Source organism: Intestinibaculum porci (assembly GCF_003925875.1).
In the GTDB taxonomy this organism is placed as follows: Bacteria; Bacillota_I; Bacilli_A; order Erysipelotrichales; family Coprobacillaceae; genus Intestinibaculum; species Intestinibaculum porci.
The window spans coordinates 1269153-1294279 of record NZ_AP019309.1; the positions used below are offsets into that span (position 1 = coordinate 1269153).

Genomic DNA, 25127 nt, shown 5'->3' on the forward strand with positions numbered 1-25127 from the left:
AATAGGAAGCGTGTATAATAATACCATTACACAAGGAGGATTTGCATGGAAAACTACCAGGTAAATGAGATCCTTCATGGATTTCAAATTGAAAGAAAACGTGAGATTCCTGAACAAAAGGGAATTCTTTATGAATTGACACATATAAAAACAAAAGCAAAACTTGTTTATTTATCAACGGATGATAAAAATAAACATTTTTCAGTGACTTTTAAGACCTTACCAGAAAATGATACGGGGGTCTTTCATATCCTCGAACACTCTGTGTTATGTGGATCAGACAAATATCCGGTCAAAGAACCATTTGTGGAGTTATTGAAGAGTTCAATGAATACGTTCTTAAATGCGATGACCTTTCCGGATAAGACGATGTATCCTGTCTCTTCAAAAAATGAACAGGACTTTCTAAATTTAACGGATGTTTATTTAGATGCGGTTTTCAAACCAGCAATTTATCATAATAAGAAGATTTTTGAACAGGAAGGCTGGCATTATGAATTAAGAGATCAAGGTGATGAGGTTGTCTATAAAGGTGTTGTCTTTAATGAAATGAAGGGGGCTACTTCTTCAATTGATACGATGATTGATAATGAATTAATGCGGGCCCTTTATCCTGATAATGCCTATCAGTATATCTCTGGAGGAGATCCTAAAGCTATTCCCACATTAACGTATGAAGAGTTTTTACATAATCATCAGAAGTATTATCATCCTTCTAACAGCTATTTTTATATTGAAGGCGATCTCCATATCGAAGCGGTATTAAAGAAGATTGCTCATTATCTTGATGCTTATGAAGAAGGCGAAAGCTTTGACTTACCAGATCAGGCGGTTGTGCCAAATACGACGGTGCGTTCTTACTATCCTGTCGCTAAAGGGGAAGAAACGAAGGAAAAGACTCAGATTACTTTTGGAAAAGTGGTGGCATCTTTTGATGAAATCCAAAAGATTTTAGCGATTAATATCTTATCCGATTACTTAACCGGCTCTAATGATGCACCCCTCAAGAAAGCAATCTTAGATGCGCATTTAGCGCAGGATTTCTATACCGCTATTACCGATGGCATCAAGCAGCCATTCTTTGTCGTCAGCGCAGTTAATACAGAAGAAAAACGCTTAATCGAGATTAAGAAAATCATTCGTCAGGTGATTGATGAGATCTTAGAAAAAGGGATTAATAAAACACAGTTAGAAGCTTCTTTAAACCAGTTAGAATTCACCACGCGTGATGTCAGTGAGCCAAAAGGTTTAATGCATAACTTATTGGTTTTATCCTCACAGTTATATGGCGGGGATCCAGCTTTATACTTATCTTATGAAGCGCCTTTAAAAGCGTTAAGAGAGGCCTTGTCAACGCATTATTATGAAGACTTATTACAGTCATTATTTGAAGATCATGGCGTGGCAACAGTCGTCATGGTGCCAGATGATCGTTTAAGTGAACGCATGGCGGAAGAAGAAAAAGAAAGACTTGCCGTTATTAAAAGCAGCTGGGATCAGGAGACTTTAAAACAGGTGATCGCCGAAAATGAAGCGTTAGATGCTTGGCATGAAACCCCTGATACGCCCGAAGCGTTAGCGACGATTCCTAAGTTATCACTAAGTGATTTAAAGGATCAGCCGGAAGAGTTAAAAACAAATGTGCAGACGATTGACGGTGTTACTGTGTTAACCCATCCTTCACCAATTGATGGAATTGTCTACTTCAATGCCTACTTTAAGTTAGATGTTGCAAGTCATGAAGACTTAAGTGCTTATTCTTATTTACCAAACTTATTAGGCTCGTTACCAACCAAACGTTCGTTAATGGAATTATTATATGATATGAAAGCCAATACCGGTCGGTTAACTTTCGATATCGGGTCAACGAGTATCCCTGGCGATCTTGATCATGTGGAAGTGTATTTAATGGCGAAAGCGAGTGTCCTTAAAAGCAAAGTAGGGGATGCTGTTCGTTTAATCAAAGAAGTCTTAACGGAAACGGATTTAACGAATAAAGACTATATTCAGCCATTATTACTGCAGATCTATGATGACTTCAGAAATGATATCATTGGCAATGGTCATCGTTATGCGATGCGTAAAGCGATGTCTTCTTACTCTAAAGAAGCCTTCTTTAATGAAGTGGTAGATGGCTTAGATGCTTATGATTACTTAGCCGATCTTGTCAAAAACTTTGATGAAAAGAGTGATGGCTTTATTGCCAAACTCGTTGATTTACAAAAACATCAGTTAACAAGAAATCGCCTGATTCTTTCGATGACCACATCGCAAGTGGATGAAGCGCTGATCAATACTTTAATCAAGCCATTCATTGCGGATTATCCTGATTCCATGAATTACAGCGGAGCTACTTATGAAACAGAAAAACCAGTCAACTTAGGCGTGGTTATTCCTAATGGCGTCTCTTATGCAGCCTTAGCTAATAACCTCTATCGCTTAGGCCATAACTATCATGGTATCTGGATTGTTATTTCCACGCTGCTTTCTTATAACTATTTATGGAATGAAGTCAGAGTCAAAGGCGGCGCTTATGGCACCGGCTTTAGCAGTGGCGCGTTAGGTACGTTAGCCTATTATTCTTATCGTGATCCTGATGTTGCAAGTGCTATTCAAACCTATGAACATAGTGGTGATTTTATTCGTGCCTTTATGGAAAGTGATGAAGATCTCGATCAGTATATTATTTCTTCAGTAGCGAAGTTAGAACCATTACGTACACCACGTACTTATGGCGATGTCGCTGATGGCAATTACTTACGTCATATTACGTATGACTATGAATGTGCGCGTCGCGATGAAATGATGAAGATGAAGAAAGAAGATTTAGCTTCTTTTGCGGAGATTTTAGATCAGTTAGGTAAGGATCATACTTTATGTATTATCGGTCATAAAGAAGAATTAGATCGCTGCGCTGAGCAGTTAGATGATATTCGTACACTTTAAAAAATGCGCATTGTGAATCGTTCACAATGCGTTTTGTTTTTGAAATATAAAAAAGCATGAGCCTATTTCATCATGGACCAATGTTTTTACTTGTTGGAAATTGTAAAGCAATAGTGAATGATTTTAGAAATCTGCTTGCTTGGTGATTTTCTGTATGTTTTTTCTTGGGTACGGTGGTTTTGTTTTGGGAGGTTTATTGTTATAATAGGAAGGCGTAGGAGGTGAAGCCAATGTTTGGACATTTAGTTGTCAAAAGTGCCTATTCTTTTCAAAATAGTACTATTCTCATTCCAGATCTCGTTAAAGCGGCGAAAGCGCGTCATCTTGATGTCTTAGCCTTAACGGATGAGAATAATATGTATGGCACTTTTGAGTTTTATGAAGCCTGCAAGAAAGCTGGCATTAAGCCGATCTTTGGCGTCGAAGCCTCGATTAATATCAATCATGAGATCTATCCTTTTACCTTACTTGCGAAGGATGATCATGGCTACTTTGATTTAGTAAGGATTGTCTCAGATATTAACTTATCAAAAAGTCGTAGCTTGCCAATTCGTGATTTAGCCCGTTATAATGAGCATCTTATTATTATGATTGCCAGTGATGAAGGGATTGTGCAACGCTTAATTCTAAAGGAGATGGAAAAGGAAGCGGAAAAGTATTTACGCTTCTTTAAAGATATCTTTAAAAACTTCTATGTCTGTTTATGCGATCATGAATTAGCCTTAGGCGATATGATGAACAAACGTCTAGAAACGTTAGCCAATTTAGTCCATATTCCGATTGTCTGCGCCAATGATGTCTCTTATCTCAATCCTCAGGATGCGCTCGCCTTAGATTTATTAAGGGCTTCGGCTAAAGGGGAAACGCTCAGTCCTAACCATCAGCCGAAAACAACGGCCTGTTACTTAAAAAGTGAAGAAGAGATGATGCGCAGCTTTTCTCCTGAGATTATTGAAAATACCAAAGAATTGCTCAATCTCTGCAAAGCGTCGATTCCGGAAAATAATAAGAATTTACCAAACTATCCCGTCGCAGAGCATGTTCAAAAAGATCTTTACTTACGAAAGCTCTGCCAAGTTGGCTTATCGAAACGTTTCCTGCATAAACAGGTGCCTCAGAAATATATCGATCGTCTGAACTATGAATTACAAATTATTCATATGATGGGTTTCGATGATTATTTTCTGATCGTCTGGGATTATGTCCGCTATGCGAAAGTGCATGGCATCTTAGTCGGGCCGGGACGAGGCAGTGCTGCTGGATCATTAGTGGCGTATGTTTTGGGCATTACCAATATCGATCCATTAAAGTATGATCTGCTTTTTGAACGATTCCTCAATCCGGAACGTGTTTCGATGCCTGATATTGATATCGACTTTGAAGATGATCGCCGTGATGAAGTGGTTAATTATGTGATTGAAAAATATGGTCAGGATCATGTCTGCCAGATTGTCACCTTCAATACCTATGGGCCTCGTGTCGCTTTAAAGGATATGGGAAAGGTCATGGATCTGCCCTTACCGCGCTTAGAGATGATTGCGAAGATGATTCCTACTGGTCCGAAAAACAAAAAGACCATTACCGAGATGTATAATACCAGTGCTTCTTTCCAAAAGGCGATCAATGAAAATCAGACCTTACGGAAGATCATCGGCGCGATTTCGATTATTGAACACTTACCGCGTAATATTTCGATGCATGCGGCAGGGGTTGTCTTATCAACAAGGCCGCTAAGAGAATCAGTGCCTTTAGTCATTGGTCCCTCTTCGATGATTATGTCCCAGTACTCTAAGGACTACATTGAAAAAGCCGGCTTACTGAAAATGGACTTTTTGGGACTTCGTAACTTAACGATGATGGCTTATATCAAGAAAGATATTGAAACCCATCAGCATCGCACCATCGATTTGAATCATCTTCCTTTAGATGATGTCAAAACCTATCAGATGTTATCAAGGGCAGATACCTTTGGGGTATTCCAGTTAGAATCGGCCGGGATGCGTCATTTATTAAGAAGGATGAAGCCGCATGCTTTTAATGATATTGTCGATGCCATTGCCCTTTATCGACCAGGGCCAATGGAAAATATCCCATTATATTTAGAAAGACGGCAAAGTCATCATGTCACGTATTTAGTGCCTGCTTTAGAGCCGATTCTCTCTTCTACCTATGGGATTATTATTTATCAGGAACAGATTATGCAGATCGCGCAGGTGATTGCCGGCTTTAGCTTAGGCAAAGCCGATGTCTTACGAAAAGCTGTGTCGAAAAAGAATGCGAAAACGATGGCTGAAATGAAGGAAGCCTTCATTCAAGGCTCGTTAAAGCAAGGGTATTCTTTAAAGATTGCTACGCAAATCTATGATTTGATTGAGAAGTTTGCCAATTATGGTTTTAACAAGTCACACTCCGTTGCTTACGCCTTTGTGGCGTATCAGTTAGCGTATTTAAAAGTCCATGCACCGCTTTATTTCTTCGCTTCGATTCTCTCGAACGAAGGCGCTTCTGCCAATACGAAGATTCACTGTATTGAAGAAGCCAAGCGTTATCATGTCAAGATCTTACCGCCATCGATCAATCGCTCGCTTAACCGTTTTACCGTTGAAGAAGGCGGCATTCGCTTCGCTCTCACAAGCATTAAAAATGTTGGCTATAGCGGCTATAAAGATATCGCCAAAGAGCGTGAAGAACATGGTCCATTTAACGATTTTGTGGACTTTTTAGGACGGATGAGCGGTCGTCTTAATAGCAAGATGATTGATTCCCTGATTTCGGCCGGGGCTTTTGATGACTTTGGCATGAGTCGGGCGATGCTGAAGGGGAACTTAGCGACGTTAGTGGAATTCTCCCGTTTAAAGATGGCATTAGTGGAAGTGGAGACACCGGTTTTAAAGGATTATGAAGAAAACCGCTATCAGCGTTTAGAAGAAGAAAAAGATGTTTTAGGCATTTATTTATCCACCCATCCGATGGCTTATAAAAAGCAGAAGATCGCGATTCCTTTGACGAATTTAAGTGATTTGGAAGAGCATGTCAATGAAGTGGTGGATGTTATGATGATGATCGATCACGTCCGTGTGATTGTCGATAAAAGAGCGCGTGAGATGGCCTTTGTGGAAGGCAGTGATGATACTTCATCACAGGATTTTGTCATCTTTGCGTCGCAATATAGTACATATAAAAACAGTTTAGAAAGAGGAAAGGTGATCGTTGCCAATGTCCGCATTAGCATGCGTGATCGTCTTTCGCTGATTATTAATAAAGTAAAGGAAATAAATGAATGGAAGAATTAATATTAATTGATGGGAATTCCCTCTTATTCAAAGCTTTTTATGCCACGAGTTATAATGGGAATTTCATGGAGAATAAAGATGGTATTCCAACCAATGCCGTCTTCGGCTTTGCCCGGATGATGAAAAAGATCTTAGAGCGCAATGCCAAATATGTGTTAGTTGCTTTTGATGCCGGCAAACATACATTCCGTAATGATATGTTAGAGAGTTATAAAGCCACGCGTAAAGAAACACCAGCGGAATTAGTGCCGCAGTTTGCGATGGTGAGAGAATACTTAACGGCGCATAATATTGCATACTTCGAAAAGGAAGGCTACGAAGGTGATGATATTATTGGGACTTTAGTTAAGTTTGGGGAATCCCATAACTTAACCGTTTCTGTCTTTACTGGTGATAAAGATGCTTTCCAGTTATGTTCCGATCACACAACCATTTATCGTACGGTGAAAGGGGTCAGTGAATTAGATATTTATAATCCTGCCACTTTAAAAGAAAAGTGGGATTTAGCGCCTGATCAGATCCGTGATATGTTAGGGCTGATGGGGGACACTGCTGATAATATTCCAGGAATTAAAGGGGTTGGCGAAAAGACCGCTTTAAAACTGTTACATCAGTATGGCACCATTGAAGGCATTGATGAACATAAAGAAGAAATCAAAGGCAAGTTAGGGGAAAAGGTCAGAGCCGGCATTGAAGATGCGAAAATGAGTAAAGAAGTAGCCACGATCTTAACGGATATTCCTTTAGATGTGGACTTAGAAACCGCTCATTATGATGGTTATGACTTTGACACCCTCAAAGATTTCTTTAAAAAGTATGATATGAATTCACTCATTCGTGATATTTCGAAAGAAGCCATCACGCCCAGACGCGCCTTAACTTTTGACTTAGTGAATCGTGCTCCTGAGAATCTTGGGGATAGTGCTCTTTACACAGCGATCTATGATGAAAATTATCATAAATCCATTATCTTAGGCTTTGGGGTTTATAATGATACCCACGCCTTCTTTATCTCTTTTGAAGATGCTCTTAAAGATCAAAACTTCTTAAATTATTTAAAAGATGCATCGATTAAGAAATATGGCTTTGCGATTAAAAGTATGATTAACGGCTTACGCTGGAATGGTATTGAAGTCAATGGCTTATCTTTTGACTTATCCTTAGCGACATATGTCTTGTCGCCATCCATTAAAGAAGTGATGAAAAATGTGGCGGATTTCTATGGCTATGATGATGTGCGCTATGAAGAAGAGGTTTATGGCAAAGGCGCGAAAAAACATATTCCAGAAACCGAAATCTTAGCCCGTGACTGCGTGGAAAAAGCCCGCTGCATTTATGAATTGATGCCTCAGGCGATTGGTAAGCTTAAAGAAGCAGAGCAGTATGAATTATATGAAAACCTCGAATTACCAGTTACTTATATCTTAGCGGATATGGAATTTGCCGGTGCGAAAGTTGATGAAAATATTCTGAAATCGATGGATCAGGCCTTTGATCAGGAAATTGGTGAAATCGAAAGTCAGATCTATGACTTAGCAGGAGAAAACTTCAATATTTCTTCGCCTAAACAGTTAGGGACGATTCTCTTTGAAAAGTTAGGTCTGAAAAATGGCAAGAAGACCAAAACCGGGTATTCCACTTCCCAGGATATCTTAGAAAAGAATATTGAGGCTCATCCGATTGTCCCATTAGTATTACGTTATCGCATGTTAACGAAGTTATCGAGCACCTACTTAAAAGGATTACAGGATCAGATCTTTCCAGATGGCAAGATCCATACCATTTATAAACAGACCTTAACCCAGACGGGCCGTTTATCCTCAGTGGATCCAAACTTACAAAATATTCCCGTACGCACGCACGAAGGAAAAATGATTCGTAAGGCCTTTGTCTCTGATCATGGTTATCTTTTATCGTTTGACTATTCCCAGATTGAGCTGCGTATCTTAGCGCATTTAGCGCATGTCCCTAAGCTTATTGAAGCGTTCAAAGCGGATAAGGATATTCATGCCCATACCGCTGCTTTAGTCTTTGGCGTCAATGATGAAGATGTCACGCCAGAGATGCGTCGTCAGGCCAAAGCCGTCAACTTCGGGATTATTTATGGCATGACGGAATTCCGTCTCGCCAAAGATATTGGCATGTCTTTAGACGAAGCGCGCGACTTTATTGCCCGTTATTATGCGACTTATCCAGAAATTCGGACATATATGGAGGGCATTGTTAAAGAATGTGAAGCGCAGGGCTATGTCTCTACCGTACTCAATCGTAAACGTTTTATTCCAACCATTCATGATAAAAACCGTATGGTTAGAGAACAGGCGAAACGTTTTGCAATGAATGCACCAATCCAGGGCAGCGGGGCTGATATTATGAAATTAGCCATGATTAAAGTGCAGGAAGCGATCAATGCCCATCACTTCAAATCAGAGATTATCTTACAGGTGCATGATGAATTGATCTTTGATGTTTATAAAGATGAAATTGATACCTTTATGCCAGTTGTCAAAGAAGCGATGGAAACATGCTTCGCCTTAGACGTCCCACTTAAAGTGGAAGGCAACTACGCTGATAACTGGTGTGATCTGAAGTAGGTGAGTGTATGCCTGAAGGACCAGAAGTCGAAACGGTGCGACGCACCCTCAAACATTTTGTCTTACATCGGACAATTACCAAAGTAACCGTGCGTTATCCGAAGATTATTGATGGGGACGCTGAAGCTTTTGTGCAGGCGGTTACTAATCAGACAATCGAAGATATTAAACGTAAAGGCAAATATCTGATCTTCATCTTAGATGATGTGGCCTTTATTTCCCATTTGCGAATGGAAGGCAAATACAATATCAAACCAGCGGATACGCTGTATCAAAAACATGATCATATCATCTTTTACTTAGATGATGGCACGACTCTGCGCTATAACGATACGCGTAAGTTTGGCCGGATGAAACTCGTCGATAAGGATCACTATTTAGAGGTCTTGCCGTTAAGCAAGCTAGGACCGGATCCTTTTTCGGCTACCTTTGAAGAGGTCTATCCGAAGATCCATCGAAGCCATTTACCGATCAAAACCTTATTGCTTGATCAAAGCATTATGTGTGGGATCGGGAATATTTATGCCAATGAAATCTGTTTTGCGATGAAGATGGATCCCCGTACCCGCGCTTCTCGTTTATCGAAAAACCGGGTGAAAGAACTGATTGTGGTGACGCGCCAGATCTTAGAGGAAGCGATCAAGCAGGGGGGCACCACCATTCATTCCTTTGATGCCAACGGCATCACCGGACTTTTTCAGGTAAAGCTGAAAGTCCATGCGCAAACGACCTGTCAGGAATGCGGGTCACCAATTAAAAAAATACAATTAAACGGCCGCGGCACTTACTTCTGCCCGGTCTGTCAGAAAAGGAGGTACTAAGATGTTAAACTGGGGTATTATTGGCCTAGGCAATGTGGCAAAGCGCTTTGCGGCTTCATTAACCCATTTTCCGGAAGCTGCGCTTTATGCGATCGCTTCGCAAACGCCAGAAAAACGCGAAGCCTTTCAAAAGGCTTTTCCAGCGGAAAAAGTGTATGACAGCTATGCCGCGTTATTAAACGATGAAGAAGTTGATGTGGTTTATATCGCGCTGCCTCATGGGATGCACTATAAATGGGCGAAAGCGGCTTTAGAAGCGAATAAATGTGTGCTCATTGAAAAGCCAGCTGTGTTACATGCACAGGAATTTGTCGAACTTTCACAAATTGCGTCTTCTCGTCAGCTCTTTTTGATGGAAGCGATGAAGTCACGCTTTATCCCGCTCAATAAAGTGATTCATCAGGAAGTTACGAGCGGCCTGATTGGTCAAATCGTTTCAATTGAAAATCATTTCCAGTCGCATCATGACTATGATGCGTACTCATATCTCTATGATGAAGTGCAAGGCGGCGCCTTATATGACTGCGGCACTTACTGCTTAGCATCCGTCTTAGATTTAGTGCCAGGACAAATGACCGCTATTCAAAACAATGTCACATATCATCATGGCGTTGATGTGTATGATGAAGTGCATTTGACTTTTGAAAATGGCGTGAAGGCTCTTTGCGTCTGCTCCATTGAAGATGCGGTCAAAGATCGCTCCATGATCATTAAAGGCACTAATGGGCAAATCAAGGTCGACTATTTCTATCGTCCTACTGAAGCGCTCATTGAAGCGGGGGAAGAATCATATACGGTTACCGTTGAGATTCCTTATGATGACTTTTATCCGGAAATTGAAGCGGTTCATCAGGGCATCAGCTATTTAAAAACGGAATCGCCACTCATGTCTCATCAGGATTCGATTCGCTTATCGCAGACGTTAGAAGCGATTAAGAAGGTGTCTCATGGTTAAAGTGATTGGTATTACCGGCGGCATTGCCACCGGTAAATCCACCGTTACCAAAGCTCTCAAAAAAGCCGGTTATACGGTTTTAGATGCCGATGAAATCGCCCATCAGGCGTATCTGCCTGATAATCCTTGTTATGCGCAGATTATTGAACACTTTGATGTCTTGGAAGAGGGCGCAATCTCCCGCACCAAATTAGGGGCCATTGTTTTTCGCGATGAGAAAGCGCGTAAGCAGCTTGAAGACATTATTCATCCTTATGTGCGCAGCTGCCTTATAGAGGGCATTCGTAAAAGTCAGGACGCTCTTCTGTTTATTGATGTGCCGCTTTTATTTGAAGCGCATTTTGATGATTTATGTGATGCGATTATCGTTGTGAGTGCTTCTCGAGAGATTGAGGTCAAACGCCTGATGGCGCGTAATCATTTCAGCTTAGAAGAGGCATCGCGTCGGATTGCATCGCAGATGCCGTTAGAAGAAAAAGTGAAAAGAGCCACTTATGTGATTGATAATTCTTATGATCGGATGCATTTGAAAAAATGCATTGATCGGGTAATGAAGGAGATTCGCATGCATGTATAAAACAGATACTTATTTATGTGAAATGACTTATCCTTTAGATGAAGTGCAGCGGGATATTATCACTTATTTGTATTTACCGCTCATTGGCGTGCAGGCTTATAGCCTGTATCATTTCCTCTATGAGGAAGCTCGAAGGATGGATCGCGTTCATCGCAGCTGCGCGCTTACGCGTATTACTTCGACTATTAATGTGTCAGTAGCAGGTTTAGAGGATGCTTTGAAGATGTTAGAGGGGATCGGCCTGTTACGCAGTTTTTATAAGCAAGGCCGTTTCCTCTTTGTCATCCAGTCACCTTTATCTCTGAAAGCTTTCTTTTCTAATCAGGTCTTAGTGACGCTGCTTATGCATACCATTGGCGAAGAAGACTTCCATCTTACGCGTAATCATTTCCGGGTCGTCAAAGAAGACAAAGAAGGCTATGAAGAAAAGACATCTTCCTTTGGTTCGATTTACAGTGTCGATTTATCGCAGAGTCGGCCATTAGATACGCAAGGTCACTTTCTTAATTATAATGAAGGACAGTTTGCCTTGGATTATGATTTGACATTATTTTATGAATCGCTCAAAGACTATTCCTTACCGCTTGGTGAGGTGCATCACTATGATGAACTGTATAAGCAGTTAGCGGTGCTTTATTCGATTGATGCCATTTCTCTAGCGAGCATGGTGCGGGAAGCTTTTAAAGAGGGAGTGTTAGATGTTGAAGCACTCAAAAGACAAGCGCGCAGTTTCTATGAGATGGATAATCATTCACGCTTATCGCAGGTTTATCGCACGCAGCCACAGCAGTATCGCAATTTAGAAGCCTCGCACGGGGCTTTAGATGATCATCTCCATTACTTAGAGACGATCTCGCCTTATCAGTTATTAAAGAATAAACAGGGCGGCGCAGAGCCGGTGATGCATGATTTAACGATTTGTGAAACGCTGATGACGCAGCTTCATTTAACCCCTGGCGTCGTCAATGTCTTATTGGAATATGCGATGGGGAATAATGATGGCCGCTTATCGAGAGCTTATTGTGAAACAATTGGTGCGGCCTGGGCAAGAAAGCATATCAAAACGGCCAAACAGGCTTATGAGGAAGCAATGAAGCTCACCCCAGAGCGGAAAGCGAAAGTGCATAGCGAAAAGAAGAAACGGGCGATTAAGAAAGAAGTGGATGAGCAGGCTTCTCATATCAATCTTGATGAATTATTAAATCAGTTAGATCCAGGAGATGATCAGTTATGATAGATGTATCGAAAAGTGTGCCAGTGTTTGAAGATATCAAACGGCGCAAAGAGGAAAGTTTGAAAGCGTTAATGCAGGATCAGGATATTGCGCAGTTTGTCCATGTTCATCGCTTAAGCAAAGCCGTTGTTGAAGATGGCTGGGCGGAGCTGCTTGATTATTATGATGATCATAAGCAATGCCTTGGCTGTCAGGGCTTAGAGAGCTGCCCGAAAGTAACCAAGGGCGTTGTGCGCAGTCTGGTTTATGAAGAGGGACATATTGGGTTGGATCTGAAATACTGTCAGTATGGCAAGAAGAAAGAGCAGGAACAGCTCATTTTATCGCACTTCCTTTATAACAATGTCTCACGCTCTTTGGCTTTACATAATCTCAATCATAATCAGTTTATTCTCAATCGTAATAAGTTATCGGATGTCAATAAATTAGCCATAGCCGAGATCTTAAAGTTTGTGAATACGCCTGTTGGTAAAGGGCTTTTCTTAACTGGGGAAAGCGGCTCTGGAAAAACAGTCTTGATGGCTTCCATGATGAACTATTTAGCACGTCATGGCTATGATGTTGGGATCTGCCATTTTCCTACCTTCTTATTAGATATGAAGGCGGCTTTCAATTCTAATGATGCCGATTCTTATCTCAAGAATATCTTAGATATCCCTTATCTGTTAATTGATGGCTTAGGGGAAGAGAATATTACCAGCTGGTCGCGTGATGAAGTGTTATTAACGATTTTAAGCTATCGTAATATCAATAACTTAACCACGTTTTTTACGTCAATGTTTGATATTGAAGATCTCAATGATGTCTATTTACTCAGACGTAATGATCGCACCGAAAAGCTGCGCGCCAGCAAGATTGGGGCGAAGATTCAGTCGATGTGCAATTCGCGCCACTTAGAAAAGATTAAATAAGTCTTGCAATTCAGGAAAGAATCATTTTTGGTTTTGCTTGTCTTGTTGGACCGATGAAAAGCGAGCCTGCCAAAGCATGTTCTTCATCTTTTTTATATGTCACAAAAGACTAAAAGAGAGCTTAACTTCATAGAAATAAGAGACAAGGGCGTTGAAATGTTGATTCTTTATCATTTCTTTATATTCATTTGAAAGAATTTGTGATAAGATAACTACGTGAGAAATATTTTGGAGAGGTGAATTTATAATGGTAAAAAGTATTGGTGTTTTAACTTCTGGCGGTGACGCGCCAGGGATGAACGCGGCAGTTCGTGCAGTAGCGAGAACATGCTTAAATAAAGGCATTGATGTTTACGGGGTTATGTTAGGTTATAAAGGCTTACATGATGGTCAGTTCTATAAATTCAATAGACATTCAACGCGTAACATTATCAATGTCGGCGGGACGATGTTAAAGAGTGCTCGTTTCCCAGAATTTAAAGATCCTAAGGTTCGTCAGGAAGCGATTGAACAGATGCAGAAAGTCGGCATGGAAGCATTAGTAGTCATCGGTGGTGACGGCAGCTACCATGGGGCTCTTGAGTTAACAAAAATGGGTGTGAACTGTATTGGGATTCCAGGTACAATCGACAATGATATCCCTGATACAGATTATACAATCGGTTTCGATACCGCTTTAAATACAATCGTTGATGCCTTAGACAAATTAAGAGATACATCAGGCTCTCACCAGAGATGTACCATTCTTGAAGTTATGGGTAGAACATGCGGTGACTTAGCTGTTAATGCGGGGATCGCAGCGGGGGCTGAAATCATCATTACCTCACATACTGGTTTTGATGAACAGAAAGTCATTGAACAGTTAAGATTATCGAAAGCTTCTGATAAGAAACATGCGATTGTTGTTATTACCGAACATATTACAGATGTTCAGGAATTAGCAAAACATATCGAAGCAGAAACAGGTTTCGAAACACGTGCAAACGTTTTAGGACATATGCAGCGTGGTGGCCGTCCTACAGCCAGAGATCGTATCTTAGCTTCACGTATGGGTATTAAAGCTGTCGAATTACTGGAAGAAGGCAAGGGCGGTTTATGTGTTTGCCAGCATGGTGAAGATATCGTCGCTGAACCAATCTTAACGTTATTCGAACATAAGAGACAAGTGCCTCAGGGCATCTATGACGATGTATTAAAGTTACGTTAAAACATAAGACCAGTCGCAGGACTGGTTTTCCTTTCCAAAGCTATGAAAAAATATATCGTACGAAAATAAAAGATAATAATAATTTACACAAAAACCTTTTACGTAAAGGCTTTTTTAAGATTGTGAAAAATTTTAAGTGATAGTGGTTACATTTTGTTTATCTCTTGTATTTTTGAAAGAGGTTTGTTAAGATACATGCGAGGACACAAAAGGTCCCTAAAGATGCTATAAAAGTTTTATTAAAAAAGGGAGAAGAAAAATGGCAAAAGATAAAATGAAAAAGACTAAAATTGTTTGTACAATTGGTCCAGCTTCAGACAACGAAGAAATGCTTAAAAAGTTATTCAAAGCAGGAATGAACGTAATGCGTTGTAACTTCTCACATGGTGATCATGAAGAACATGCAGCAAAGATGGCTCTTTGTAGAAAAGTCAACAAAGAATTAGGCACTAATGTTGCCATTATGTTGGATACTAAAGGTCCTGAAATCAGAACTGGCGACTTCGAAGGCGGCGCTACTGAATTCAAAAAAGGTCAGGTTTCAGTAATCACTACTGAAGATATCGTAGGTACTGCTGATCGTTTCACAATCACTTACAAAGATTTATATAAAGATGTTAAACCAGGTAGCTTCATCTTAGTAAATGATGGTCAGGTTGAATTATTAGTTGACCATATCGAAGGCGAAGATATCTACACTGTAGCAGCAAACGGCGGCCGTGTTAAGAATAAACGTGGGATCAACGTTCCAGGTACTGCTTTACAGTTTGATTTCTTATCTGAAAAAGATAAATCTGACTTAATCTTCGGTTGTGAACAGAATATTGATTATATCTCTGCTTCATTCGTCAGAAGACCTCAGGATGTCTTAGATATCAAGAAATTATTATGTGAACATGGTAAACCTGATATCAAAGTATTCTCTAAGATCGAATGTGTTGAAGGTGTTCAGAACATGGATGGTATCCTTGAAGTTTCTGATGGTATCATGGTTGCCCGTGGTGACTTAGGTGTTGAAGTACCAGCAGAAGACGTTCCAGGTATCCAGAAAGAATTAATCAAGAAATGTAACGCTGTTGGTAAACCAGTTATCACTGCTACTCAGATGTTAGAATCTATGCAGGAAAACCCAAGACCAACAAGAGCAGAAGTTTCCGATGTTGCTAACGCAATTTTCGATGGTACTGATGCAATCATGTTATCTGGTGAATCTGCTCAGGGTAAATATCCTGAAGAAGCTGTTCGTACTATGAACAAGATCGCTAAGAAGACTGAAGAAGAATTAGACTATGGTCATATGTTAAGATATGCAATCAGAACTGCTGATGACAATACTTCAGAAGCTATCTGTATGTCAGTTGCTCAGATCGCTCATAACTTCAACGTAGAAGCAATCATTGCCTTCACTGAAACAGGCGGAACTGCAAACCGTATGGCTCGTTATAAACCAGAATGCCCAATCATCGCAGCAACTCCTTACGATGAAACATTAAGAAAATTAGCAATCTCTTGGGGTGTAAAACCAGTTAAAGTTAATGAAATGAAATCTAAAGAAGGTTTAGTATCATTAGCAAACATTGTTGCCAAAGAAAACGGTATCGAAGCTGGTTCAAAAGTATTAGTAACTGGCGGTACACCAGGTGTTGTTGGTCAGACTAACTACTTAGAATTAATCACAATCAAATAATAAGTGATTCATAAGAGGTGAGTAAAAGCTCATCTCTTTTTTTGTGTTTTATGATATGATAGAGCGGATGAACAAGGAGATGAGGTACATGAATAAGACATTTTCCGTCACTGTTGATTTTGATCAGCTGGTTGAGGATCACGATCGTAATGGGAATATTGGCTATCTTTATTTAAGGGAATGTTACAAAAGATTAGAAGTGACAGCATTTCTAAAGAAGTATCAATTGAATGCAGAGTTATTTGCGTTTTTTGTCTATACCGATGTTATTGACGACTTACAAAACCTTCAGGAGATTTATCATTATCGCCGGCATTATCTTCATGGACCGCAGTTCACGACTGATGATCTTGGGGAACTTGAATATGGTTTCACAGAACATCGGAAAGAGTATCTGATGTATTTACAAAAACGAATGATCGTACTTTATCCAAAATCAAAAGACAATATCATCAAAGTATTTAAAGAATATCGTCGTGCCTCGGATTTACTACCCTTACTGGAAATTACGAAACGCTGTGTCATCACAGTCTTATACGAAGATATAAATAAAGGTCGTTACTACTTTAATAATGCACAGTTGAGAACGACACTACGTGATATGTCGGTGATCAATATCAATGATCAATATTATCAGGCTGGTTATGAAAACTCATATGTTTTAAAAGCATTAGAGGATACTTATCATTTAGGTTTGAATAAACGCTATTATACGATTGAGGAAATGCATGCTAAACTTAAAAGGTAAGCATAATCATATGAAGAAACAGATCATGATCCTGATTTTGCTTGGCAATATTTCACTGATTTATGTTAGAGCGGAGCTTTTTCTTTATCAGGATCAACATCTCATGGGCAAACGACGTATCCACATAATGAAGCGGGGACATATAGGAACTTGATGTTTGGGATGATCGATCTGATGAAAAATAAAGAAGACCTCAAAAATGCATAGGAAGTTCAAATGCTTTGCTAATCCTTTTGGAGATGAGAAAGACTGGAGTACGTCTGATGTAAAGATATGAGAAAGTTGTTTAACCCCAAAGCTATGGCAAGAAAAGATATTTGTTAGTGAGAATCAATGGTATGAAGATGAGAAATGACAAAAGGTCAATAAGGGGCTTTTGGAAAGAACGGACATTGGTGATATAAGAGGAAAAACTATTATGAGAAGATATTAATGATTGGAGAGAAATATGAAGGTCACTTACAATAAAAAAGCAAAAGATCCCACTTATTATATTCAGGAAAGCTATCGTAATAAAGATGGTAAGTCTACAACCAGAACGGTAAAAATATTAGGGAAACATTCAGCGTTACTTAAGATGACGGATGATCCTTTAGCTTATGCACAAGAAATAGCGAAAAAGATGACGGAAGAAAAGAAAGAAACGATCACTTATACGATTGATCCAAATCAAAAGGTAGAATGGAGTGAGTATTCAGGTATAAGAAGGATTGGTTCTCTTTATTTACGGATCATTTTTGATCGTTTACAGCTTGATCAGTTCTTAGTATCGATTGGTGATCATCATGTACAAAAGAGCATAAATGTTCTTGAACTATTGGTTTACAATATGGTGTTTTATGATGATCCTTATGATCATTTCAAAGATAACTTTGGAAGTGTGCGCATTGATGATCAGGATGTGTTGATGCTTCAGAATATGTTAGATCCACATTATGGGGAGTTTATTAATTATGTAAAGAAACAGGCTTCATTATTAGCTGGGAAGCATCCTATAAAGCGTATCTTTGATCATTTCTCTTTGACGTTTTCTATGTCAGACATATATCGATTGATCGCTCAGGTGATCGTAAGACTTTTAAAGTATGATTTAGAAGATCATGGGTATTCGTTTAAAGAATCTGATCTGATCAAGACCCTTGATCAGTTACAGGTATATCATCGCACGAAGCAGATTTATCAAGCGATGTATCAGGGAAATCATGTTTTAAGAGCATTAGAAGAGACGTATCACTTAGGTTTAGATTATGAATATTATTTAGAAAGTGACTTGATGGAGAAAATGAAAAGACCAGAATAAAAAAATCTGGTCTTTTAGAATGCACGTTTTGTAAAGTTGGTATTGAAGTCTTCTTTTGATAAATGCGGGATCTTCTTTAATCCTTCTAATAAGAAATGTTCTGCCAAAGAGTGTGGTTTGATCATTTCTTTGGCCTGATCCAATGGGAACCACATCGCTTCATCGACTTCATTGGTTAAATGATAATCCATCGATGAGGCAATGACGATGTAGTTATGTAAGAGGGTATTGGTCTTTTTATAATAGGCATCATCATTGTAATAGAAACCAGTGATATCAAGATCAACTTCTTCTTTGATTTCTCTTTGTAGGGTGATGATATCTTCTTCACCTTTCATCACATAACCAGCAACTAGGATATTGGCTTTCGACTGATATTGTTCAATGAGTAAAATATGATCCATGGCTGGATTTAAGATAATGCTGGAAATAGCACTGTTAAAGGTGGGATAAACAAACTTCTGACAGGTTTCACAATAAGGTGTTTCACCATCTATACCATCAATTTTAGTAATGAGTTTAGTACCACAGGTTGGACAATAATTCATATAAATCTCCTTTCATACGTTCTTATTATACATGCTCTAGATGTTTTTGGGGGTAAATATTCATTCAAGGATAAAATGAGGATAAAATATCCTTATGTCCAAATTATTAGACATAGGGTAGAGTATAATAAGATAAAGTTATAAATTGTAAATGGTGTAAAGTATAAAATTGAGAGAAATTTAAGTCTTGATCAGTATTTTCATTATTTAGTAAGGCAGTGCTGAATCGATAGATGAAAAAAAGTTAAATACAGCGATCATAATAGGGTGAATAAAAGTTATACTTTCTTCAAATTATGGATTTCTTCTGGATAATGATAATTACATTTGATCGAAAGATGCGTACTTTTAATACGATCTAGCAAAAGATTATACGATGATATGCATAGACAAATTAATAATATTCTGTAAATAAATAGCATTGCTAATTTTATGGGGTATATGTATAGCAAATATGCTATAATTTTCTATAGGAATATTGGATTTTCATATTTATATTTGCTTAATTTTTAATCAAGCACTTAGGTAAATAGTTTTGTTGGAAAAAGGAGAATTATGCATGGCGAAAATGATAGATCAGAAGCTCCCAACAAATAAAGGTGAACAAATAGTATGGGATTTTCTGAAAAATTTATTATCTGATGACATTATTGTTTATCATAATAGGGAAGTCAAGGGGAGAGAATTTGATTTTTGTTTATTATTGCCTGATCAAGGAATATTAATCCTTGAAGTGAAAGGGTGGGAAGCTAAAGGAATTCGAGTTAAAGACCCTGATCAAATAATAATACCAGGATATGGTACTGAAGGTTCTCCAAAGAAACAAGCGAATATGTACAAGTTTTCTATGATTGAAAAAATAAAGAATTCATTTGGAAAATCACCGCTTGTTTTATCAATGGTTGTCTATCCATTTATAGATTATGAAGGATTTTATGATGCTGGATTAAACGTTGTTTCAGAAGTTGAATATACATTATTGAAGGAAGATTTATTGGAGAAGCAAAGATTAATAAATAAGATCAACGCCTTATTTACATTAAATCACCATATCAAATATGCACCATTTAATGATAATTTGTTATTTAACGTTAGAAGTTTATTTGAAACAAATATAACAAGGGATATTAGTAAGAGTGATCATTTTCATTATTCTGATTTAATGATTACTAAGAATGTATTATCTGAGACAAAATGCCAAAGCTTTATGGACGCTTATTGTCATGGTGAGAAAAAAATTGTTTTTACAAATAATATAGAAACTTTTGACCAGTTGATTAATTCGTTTGATCATGTTTTAAGAGATCTCAATATTGCTAGAAAAGGTTTAAATCTAGATTTAGGTTATATAGATTTGAATAAGGAAAATAAAGGTACTATAAGACATTTTTCAGCATTTAATTTTGAATTAATGCTCGTGGATGATCAGTTAGAGGAAGATGAAAAACACTTTTATGATGGAAATGTTGGCGATCATCTATCAATGTTAAAATCTCTCTCCAAAAGCGGAAATTTTAACATTGAACAATATTTACTTGAACATGCTGATGATTCTAAAAACATATTAGTTAGAGCTGGAGCTGGTACTGGAAAAACATATTCAATGGTTTCAAGAATTGCTTTCCTATGTAATAAACCAAATTTTCCAATTACAAATTTTTCAGATGAGATTGCCATGGTAACATTTACTAATAAAGCTGCTGATCAGATGAAAACTAGAATCAAACAAATGTTCACTAATTATTTTATACTCACAGGAGATGTAAAATATCTACAATTTATTGATGATGTCGATCGGTCTAAAATATCAACAATTCACAAGTTTGCACTTAATATATTGAGAGAAGCATCATATTATACAAAACTAGGTTCAGATTTCAGGATCAGCGATAATCAGTATTTACGCAATCAGCTTTATGATAAATATCTTAATGAATTTTTTTTAGAAAAAAGCAGTGAAATTGATAACTTTTCTTTAAAAGTCAAAGTGACATCTTATAATTTAAAGAAAAGCTTAATGCAATTAGCTGATCGTTTATTGACAAAAAATATAGATTTAGAACAGATTCAAATAGATGAACTGGGAGAGCCAAAAATAAAAACAATTCCATTTATTAACGAATTGTTTATGAAAGTTATTGTGAAAGCAGAAACGGAATATTCTATTGAGAATAAAGAAAGAAATGCGTTAAGTCTTAATGAATGTATTATTTCATTGATGAGGATAATGCCAAATAATATTTCAGCAATTAGAAAATTAAGCATCCGCTACTTATTTATTGATGAATTTCAAGATACTGATGATGTTCAAATAGCTTTTTTTCAACAATTTCAGCAGTATATTAAAACAGACTTAAAGTTTTTTGTCGTTGGTGATTTAAAGCAGAGTATTTACCGCTTTAGAGGAGCAAAACTAAGCGCTTTCGATCAATTGAAACAAAATAAAACAGACTGGTTAGATTTTTATTTAACAATAAATTATCGTAGTGATCGAAGACTTCTGGAAGATTTTGATCAAGTATTTAAAAGAATGGGAAGAGAAGAATTATTGCCTTATGAAGATGGTGATCGTATTAAAGGAATAAAGACATTTAATAGTTTGGAACATCATCTTCTTAAAAAATATAGTATTTTTACGAGTGATTATAATTCTTTTTATGATGAACTATTTAAAGTGATTTCTGAAGAGAGGAAAAATATAGTTGAGAATAAAGATCAGATCAGTATAAATAATGCAACAATTGCAATACTAGTAAGAACAAATAGGGAAGTTGAAGCAATTATTAAAGAAGGAAGACTAAGGGGCATCTCTGTGGAAACGGACGATTCCGGGCATTTATTTCAATTTGATGCAACCATTGATTTATTTAGGTTAGTCAATGCACTTGTACGTGGAAATGATCCAGTTGCATTAACTAATTTTATTGAATCAAATTATACGAATTTACATCTTAATTACGAAAGACTTCATAATCTTGATTACGGGGATACAAGGAAAGAATTATTGCATATTGTTAATCAGTATTTGCTTACTTCTTTAGGCCAGACGTGGAATGATATTTTAGCAAAGATTAATACACAGCCGGTTTTAAATGTGTTAAGGGAACTTTTCAATTCTTTAAAACCTTGGAAAAATTATAGCAACTCAATTACACGGCAGAAAAATTATATTGCAAATTATGAATATTTAATCGAGAGAATGATTCACTACTGTCGCGTTGATGCCATTACTTTAATCCGTATTCAGCAATACTTGCAAGTTAATATTACAACTAGACAGTCAGAAAAAGAACGATCTATTAAAACTGAAGATGATCAAAATAAACTTATTTGTATGACTGTGCATAAAGCAAAGGGGCTAGAGTTTACTACTGTTATTTTGCCATTTACTGATCGATCATTGCGTAATAAACGGCAAATGAAAATTGAAGCAAATTATAGTCATCATAAGTTAGCTTATTATTTGTCGATCAAGCGAAATAAAGAAGAACCACTTATTGAGTGCAATAACTATTTTCAAGAGGATATCGAATTTCAGGAACAGGCGGAAGAAGAATCCAGAATTCTTTATGTGGCATTAACACGAGCAATTTATAAATGTATCTGGATTGACAGCGGAGAGAATAAAAAAATGACTTGGGCAACATTATTGGAGGGAGAAGTATGAGTCTAAAAATTTATACATTTAGCAATCCTAATTATTTAGATCAAGAAGATTTTTGGAATGAAATAAAAGATGCTCCTTATTTTTGTGTTACTCAAACATTAGTTAATGGTTTGTCTGCAAGATTTTCTAAAGATTTTCCGAAAGGGAGAATAGGAACTTCACAAAATCTATTAAATAATTTGTATGAAGATTGGTTGAGTACTTCAAAAATTATTAAGCAGCATACTGATTTAGATAGTATCATTACACAGGAATTATCAGTTGATTTAGATGCATTTGCTTTTAACCGTGATGATCTATTTAAGAGTATTAGAGTCATGTTTGAATTAGGAATGGAACCTACAGGTATTAATAAAGATCTTTTAAGTGAAGAACAAAGAATTTTATTTGATATCTTTTGCTGTATTTGTAATTCAAAGAGAATTAATGATTTTAGAATAGATGAGGTGCTTAATGATGAAGAAATTACTGAGGCGATCGAAAGTGCACTATTGTTGAATGTACCTGATAGAGATTTATCTGATGCAAAGATCGTTAGTTCATCTCTAGATTATAGTAAAATTGTCATTCACGGCATTCATCAGTTTAGTCCATTAGCATTACGAATGATTGAAACGCTCTCAGAAATATGCGATGTTTATTTAATTTTTCCTTATCAAGATCATTTAAAAAATGTTTATCAAACATGGCTTGATATTTATTCGATTTTCGATTCGCCAATACATTTCTCGGAAAATCCTAGAAAGCCATCGCTAATAAATGATAATCACATACTGGGTGATTCTATAGGGAAAATCCTTAATGGACAAATGAGACAGGCTACACTTAATACAAATGTAGAAATTATCGAGTTTAATAATACAACTGAGTTTGCAAATTACGTTGCTGAAAAATTTGAAAAGGCCATAAAAGTAAAAGAATATGCAAAAAAGAAAAGTCAAAGTAGGGGAGAAGCTTTTAATAGGAGCACGCTTTCCTATATGGATGAACAGTTTTATTCCGCTGATTTTTCAGTGAATGATGTATTAAAAGTTTATTATCCTGATCAATTTGGAGAGCGTCATTTTCTTAATTATCCATTAGGGCATTTCTTTTTAGCAATTGCCAATATGTGGGATGAAGAAAATCAGTGTTTACGTATAGATGATTTAAACGATATTAAAGAATGTTTGCAGTCTCATTTCTTTAGTGAAGATTATTACGGAGAGCTTTGTGAAATATTTACGAAATCTGAAGTTTTATTTTCTTCTCCTATGCCGACGACGATTACAAAGATGATTGAAAGAATTGATAAGTTAGAAAAGAGAATAAACAAGAAAAGAGAAGACTGGATTAAAAAAATTGAGTACTGTGATTTATCTGCAAAAGAAATAGCTAAATTAAGACAGTCTCTCTTAGAGTTGGAAAAAATATCAGAGGAATTCTTTCAGGAATTTGCATCTAAACCACAAAACTTTAAATTATTCTATAAAAATGTGCAGGGATATTTAGTTTCGAAGCTTAATAATGAAGATCAGATTGATGACAATTTTAGAGATATTATTGAGCGTGTGGTTCAACGCCTGGAAGAAGTAAAAGATATCACAGCATCTGCATCTTTGCGTTGTCTCATTAATACAATGAATTTATATTTAGAACAGAATCCAAAGAAAAACGTAAGCGCGAACTGGATTGTTCGTAATTTTGAACAAATTGATGGGGATATTTTACTAAATAGTCCGAAAACACTACATTTTGCTTGTTTATCAGATGAAGATATTAATGCCACGCAAAAGAGAGAATTTCCATGGCCATTAGATGAAGATTTCTTTGAGAGAGCACAAAAGCCAATCGATTGGAAATATCAATGTTATGTTAAGTCGTGTAAAGAGTATAAAAACTTTAGACGATATGCATTGATTTATGGTCTGCAATATTGTCGAGGAAAGGTAAAACTGAGCTACATAAAGAAGAATGGTGATCATGATCGTATTTTATATTATCCATTGCGTTTAATGAAACTTACTGTTAAAAACTTTTATGATTATATTGTAGATGATGAATTAAAAGATGTTTCTAGTATCAATTTTGATGAACAAATACAATCAAATTATTCACTTATTGATTATGATCGTTATCATCTCTGTCCTTTTAAATTTGTTCAAGAAACATTAGTAGAAGGAAATACAATTTATAAAGATGCATTTTTATTAAATAAATATGTAGAAATTGTTCTCAAAGGTAAAGTTATTAATGATGAGAACTATAGAATCTCATTTAAAAATAGAGATTTAGAAATGTTTAATAAGCAATTAGAAAAAGATTATAAAAGAATGCAAAGGTATTTACCTTTCTTAACTGAATATAATAAATTTGATATTTTATATGCTGTCATCAATAGTATGAATTATATGAAAAATTTCAACAATGAACTTGAACAAACCTTTTTACGTACAGCATTAAAAGATGAAAAGGGATCAAATATATTAAAAAATCAATTTCCACAGTTAAATCAAGATCAAGTGAACGAAAAGTTAAATGATCAAATTTTAGCAGAAGTATTTTATAAACCGCATGTTGGTAAATGGTGCGAATTTTGTGCTAATAAATTAGTGTGTGTTAATTATTATAAAGATCAAAAATAAATTTAATAGGCAACT

The 25127-nt window shown here is 36.9% G+C and carries 15 protein-coding genes; 14 read left to right on the top strand and 1 reads right to left on the bottom strand.

Features of this window, described 5'->3' with window-relative positions:
- Positions 1-45 precede the first annotated feature (45 nt).
- The 12 genes from SG0102_RS06220 to SG0102_RS06275 all read left to right on the top strand — a co-directional run bounded on the left by SG0102_RS06220 (position 46) and on the right by SG0102_RS06275 (position 18273).
- Positions 46-2946 (top strand): insulinase family protein, encoded by a 2901-nt coding sequence (locus tag SG0102_RS06220; RefSeq protein ID WP_125119150.1) that lies wholly within the window; start codon positions 46-48, stop codon positions 2944-2946.
- Positions 2947-3176: 230 nt separating this feature from the next.
- Positions 3177-6239 (top strand): DNA polymerase III subunit alpha, encoded by a 3063-nt coding sequence (dnaE, locus tag SG0102_RS06225; RefSeq protein WP_125119151.1) that lies wholly within the window; start codon positions 3177-3179, stop codon positions 6237-6239.
- On the top strand, positions 6227-8833 hold the full coding sequence (gene polA, locus SG0102_RS06230; RefSeq protein ID WP_125119152.1) for a DNA polymerase I: 2607 nt from the start codon (positions 6227-6229) through the stop codon (positions 8831-8833). Before dnaE ends, polA begins: the two co-directional genes overlap by 13 nt.
- Before the next feature lie 8 nt (positions 8834-8841).
- Positions 8842-9654 carry a DNA-formamidopyrimidine glycosylase gene (gene mutM, locus SG0102_RS06235; protein WP_125119153.1) on the top strand — a complete coding sequence of 271 codons (813 nt, stop codon included), beginning with the start codon at positions 8842-8844 and terminating at the stop codon, positions 9652-9654.
- Position 9655: 1 nt separating this feature from the next.
- Complete coding sequence (locus SG0102_RS06240; protein WP_125119154.1) at positions 9656-10609, top strand: Gfo/Idh/MocA family protein; 954 nt, start codon at positions 9656-9658, stop codon at positions 10607-10609.
- Positions 10602-11186 (top strand): dephospho-CoA kinase, encoded by a 585-nt coding sequence (gene coaE, locus SG0102_RS06245; protein ID WP_125119155.1) that lies wholly within the window; start codon positions 10602-10604, stop codon positions 11184-11186. Before SG0102_RS06240 ends, coaE begins: the two co-directional genes overlap by 8 nt.
- Positions 11179-12420 (top strand): DnaD domain protein, encoded by a 1242-nt coding sequence (locus tag SG0102_RS06250; protein ID WP_125119156.1) that lies wholly within the window; start codon positions 11179-11181, stop codon positions 12418-12420. Before coaE ends, SG0102_RS06250 begins: the two co-directional genes overlap by 8 nt.
- Entirely contained in the window at positions 12417-13331 is a 915-nt protein-coding gene (locus SG0102_RS06255) for an ATP-binding protein (protein WP_125119157.1), read from the top strand. The genes SG0102_RS06250 and SG0102_RS06255 overlap by 4 nt, the downstream gene beginning before the upstream one ends.
- 247 nt (positions 13332-13578) lie before the next feature.
- Complete coding sequence (gene pfkA / locus SG0102_RS06260; protein ID WP_125119158.1) at positions 13579-14538, top strand: 6-phosphofructokinase; 960 nt, start codon at positions 13579-13581, stop codon at positions 14536-14538.
- Between the two features lie 259 nt (positions 14539-14797).
- A complete protein-coding gene (pyk, locus tag SG0102_RS06265) occupies positions 14798-16225 on the top strand; it encodes a pyruvate kinase (RefSeq protein ID WP_125119159.1) in 1428 nt (475 codons plus the stop codon).
- 88 nt (positions 16226-16313) lie between these two features.
- Complete coding sequence (locus SG0102_RS06270; protein ID WP_125119160.1) at positions 16314-16973, top strand: hypothetical protein; 660 nt, start codon at positions 16314-16316, stop codon at positions 16971-16973.
- Positions 16974-17421: 448 nt separating this feature from the next.
- Positions 17422-18273 (top strand): hypothetical protein, encoded by an 852-nt coding sequence (locus SG0102_RS06275; protein WP_125119161.1) that lies wholly within the window; start codon positions 17422-17424, stop codon positions 18271-18273.
- Between the two features lie 14 nt (positions 18274-18287).
- Here the strand turns inward: SG0102_RS06275 and SG0102_RS06280 are convergent, their stop codons facing one another.
- Positions 18288-18821: an NUDIX domain-containing protein gene (locus SG0102_RS06280; protein WP_125119162.1), complete on the bottom strand. Its 534-nt coding sequence runs from the start codon at positions 18819-18821 to the stop codon at positions 18288-18290.
- A gap of 559 nt (positions 18822-19380) precedes the next feature.
- Between SG0102_RS06280 and SG0102_RS06285 the strand changes: the two genes are divergently transcribed.
- Together SG0102_RS06285 and SG0102_RS06290 are read left to right on the top strand one after the other, a co-directional pair.
- The gene (locus SG0102_RS06285; RefSeq protein WP_125119163.1) at positions 19381-22488 is read left to right on the top strand and encodes a UvrD-helicase domain-containing protein; all 3108 of its coding nucleotides are present in this window, start codon (positions 19381-19383) and stop codon (positions 22486-22488) included.
- Positions 22485-25112 (top strand): hypothetical protein, encoded by a 2628-nt coding sequence (locus tag SG0102_RS06290; RefSeq protein WP_125119164.1) that lies wholly within the window; start codon positions 22485-22487, stop codon positions 25110-25112. The genes SG0102_RS06285 and SG0102_RS06290 overlap by 4 nt, the downstream gene beginning before the upstream one ends.
- Positions 25113-25127 lie beyond the last annotated feature (15 nt).

Excerpts from the sequence above, each read along its gene's own strand:
- SG0102_RS06220 (WP_125119150.1), top strand. The coding sequence starts at position 46 with ATGGAAAACTACCAGGTAAATGAGATCCTTCATGGATTTCAAATTGAA.
- SG0102_RS06240 (WP_125119154.1), top strand. The coding sequence starts at position 9,656 with ATGTTAAACTGGGGTATTATTGGCCTAGGCAATGTGGCAAAGCGCTTT.
- coaE (WP_125119155.1), top strand. The coding sequence starts at position 10,602 with ATGGTTAAAGTGATTGGTATTACCGGCGGCATTGCCACCGGTAAATCC.
- SG0102_RS06250 (WP_125119156.1), top strand. The coding sequence starts at position 11,179 with ATGTATAAAACAGATACTTATTTATGTGAAATGACTTATCCTTTAGAT.
- SG0102_RS06290 (WP_125119164.1), top strand. The coding sequence starts at position 22,485 with ATGAGTCTAAAAATTTATACATTTAGCAATCCTAATTATTTAGATCAA.
- mutM (WP_125119153.1), top strand. The coding sequence starts at position 8,842 with ATGCCTGAAGGACCAGAAGTCGAAACGGTGCGACGCACCCTCAAACAT.
- dnaE (WP_125119151.1), top strand. The coding sequence starts at position 3,177 with ATGTTTGGACATTTAGTTGTCAAAAGTGCCTATTCTTTTCAAAATAGT.
- SG0102_RS06275 (WP_125119161.1), top strand. The coding sequence starts at position 17,422 with ATGAAGGTCACTTACAATAAAAAAGCAAAAGATCCCACTTATTATATT.
- pyk (WP_125119159.1), top strand. The coding sequence starts at position 14,798 with ATGGCAAAAGATAAAATGAAAAAGACTAAAATTGTTTGTACAATTGGT.
- SG0102_RS06285 (WP_125119163.1), top strand. The coding sequence starts at position 19,381 with ATGGCGAAAATGATAGATCAGAAGCTCCCAACAAATAAAGGTGAACAA.
- SG0102_RS06255 (WP_125119157.1), top strand. The coding sequence starts at position 12,417 with ATGATAGATGTATCGAAAAGTGTGCCAGTGTTTGAAGATATCAAACGG.
- SG0102_RS06270 (WP_125119160.1), top strand. The coding sequence starts at position 16,314 with ATGAATAAGACATTTTCCGTCACTGTTGATTTTGATCAGCTGGTTGAG.
- polA (WP_125119152.1), top strand. The coding sequence starts at position 6,227 with ATGGAAGAATTAATATTAATTGATGGGAATTCCCTCTTATTCAAAGCT.
- pfkA (WP_125119158.1), top strand. The coding sequence starts at position 13,579 with ATGGTAAAAAGTATTGGTGTTTTAACTTCTGGCGGTGACGCGCCAGGG.
- SG0102_RS06280 (WP_125119162.1), bottom strand. The coding sequence starts at position 18,821 with ATGAATTATTGTCCAACCTGTGGTACTAAACTCATTACTAAAATTGAT.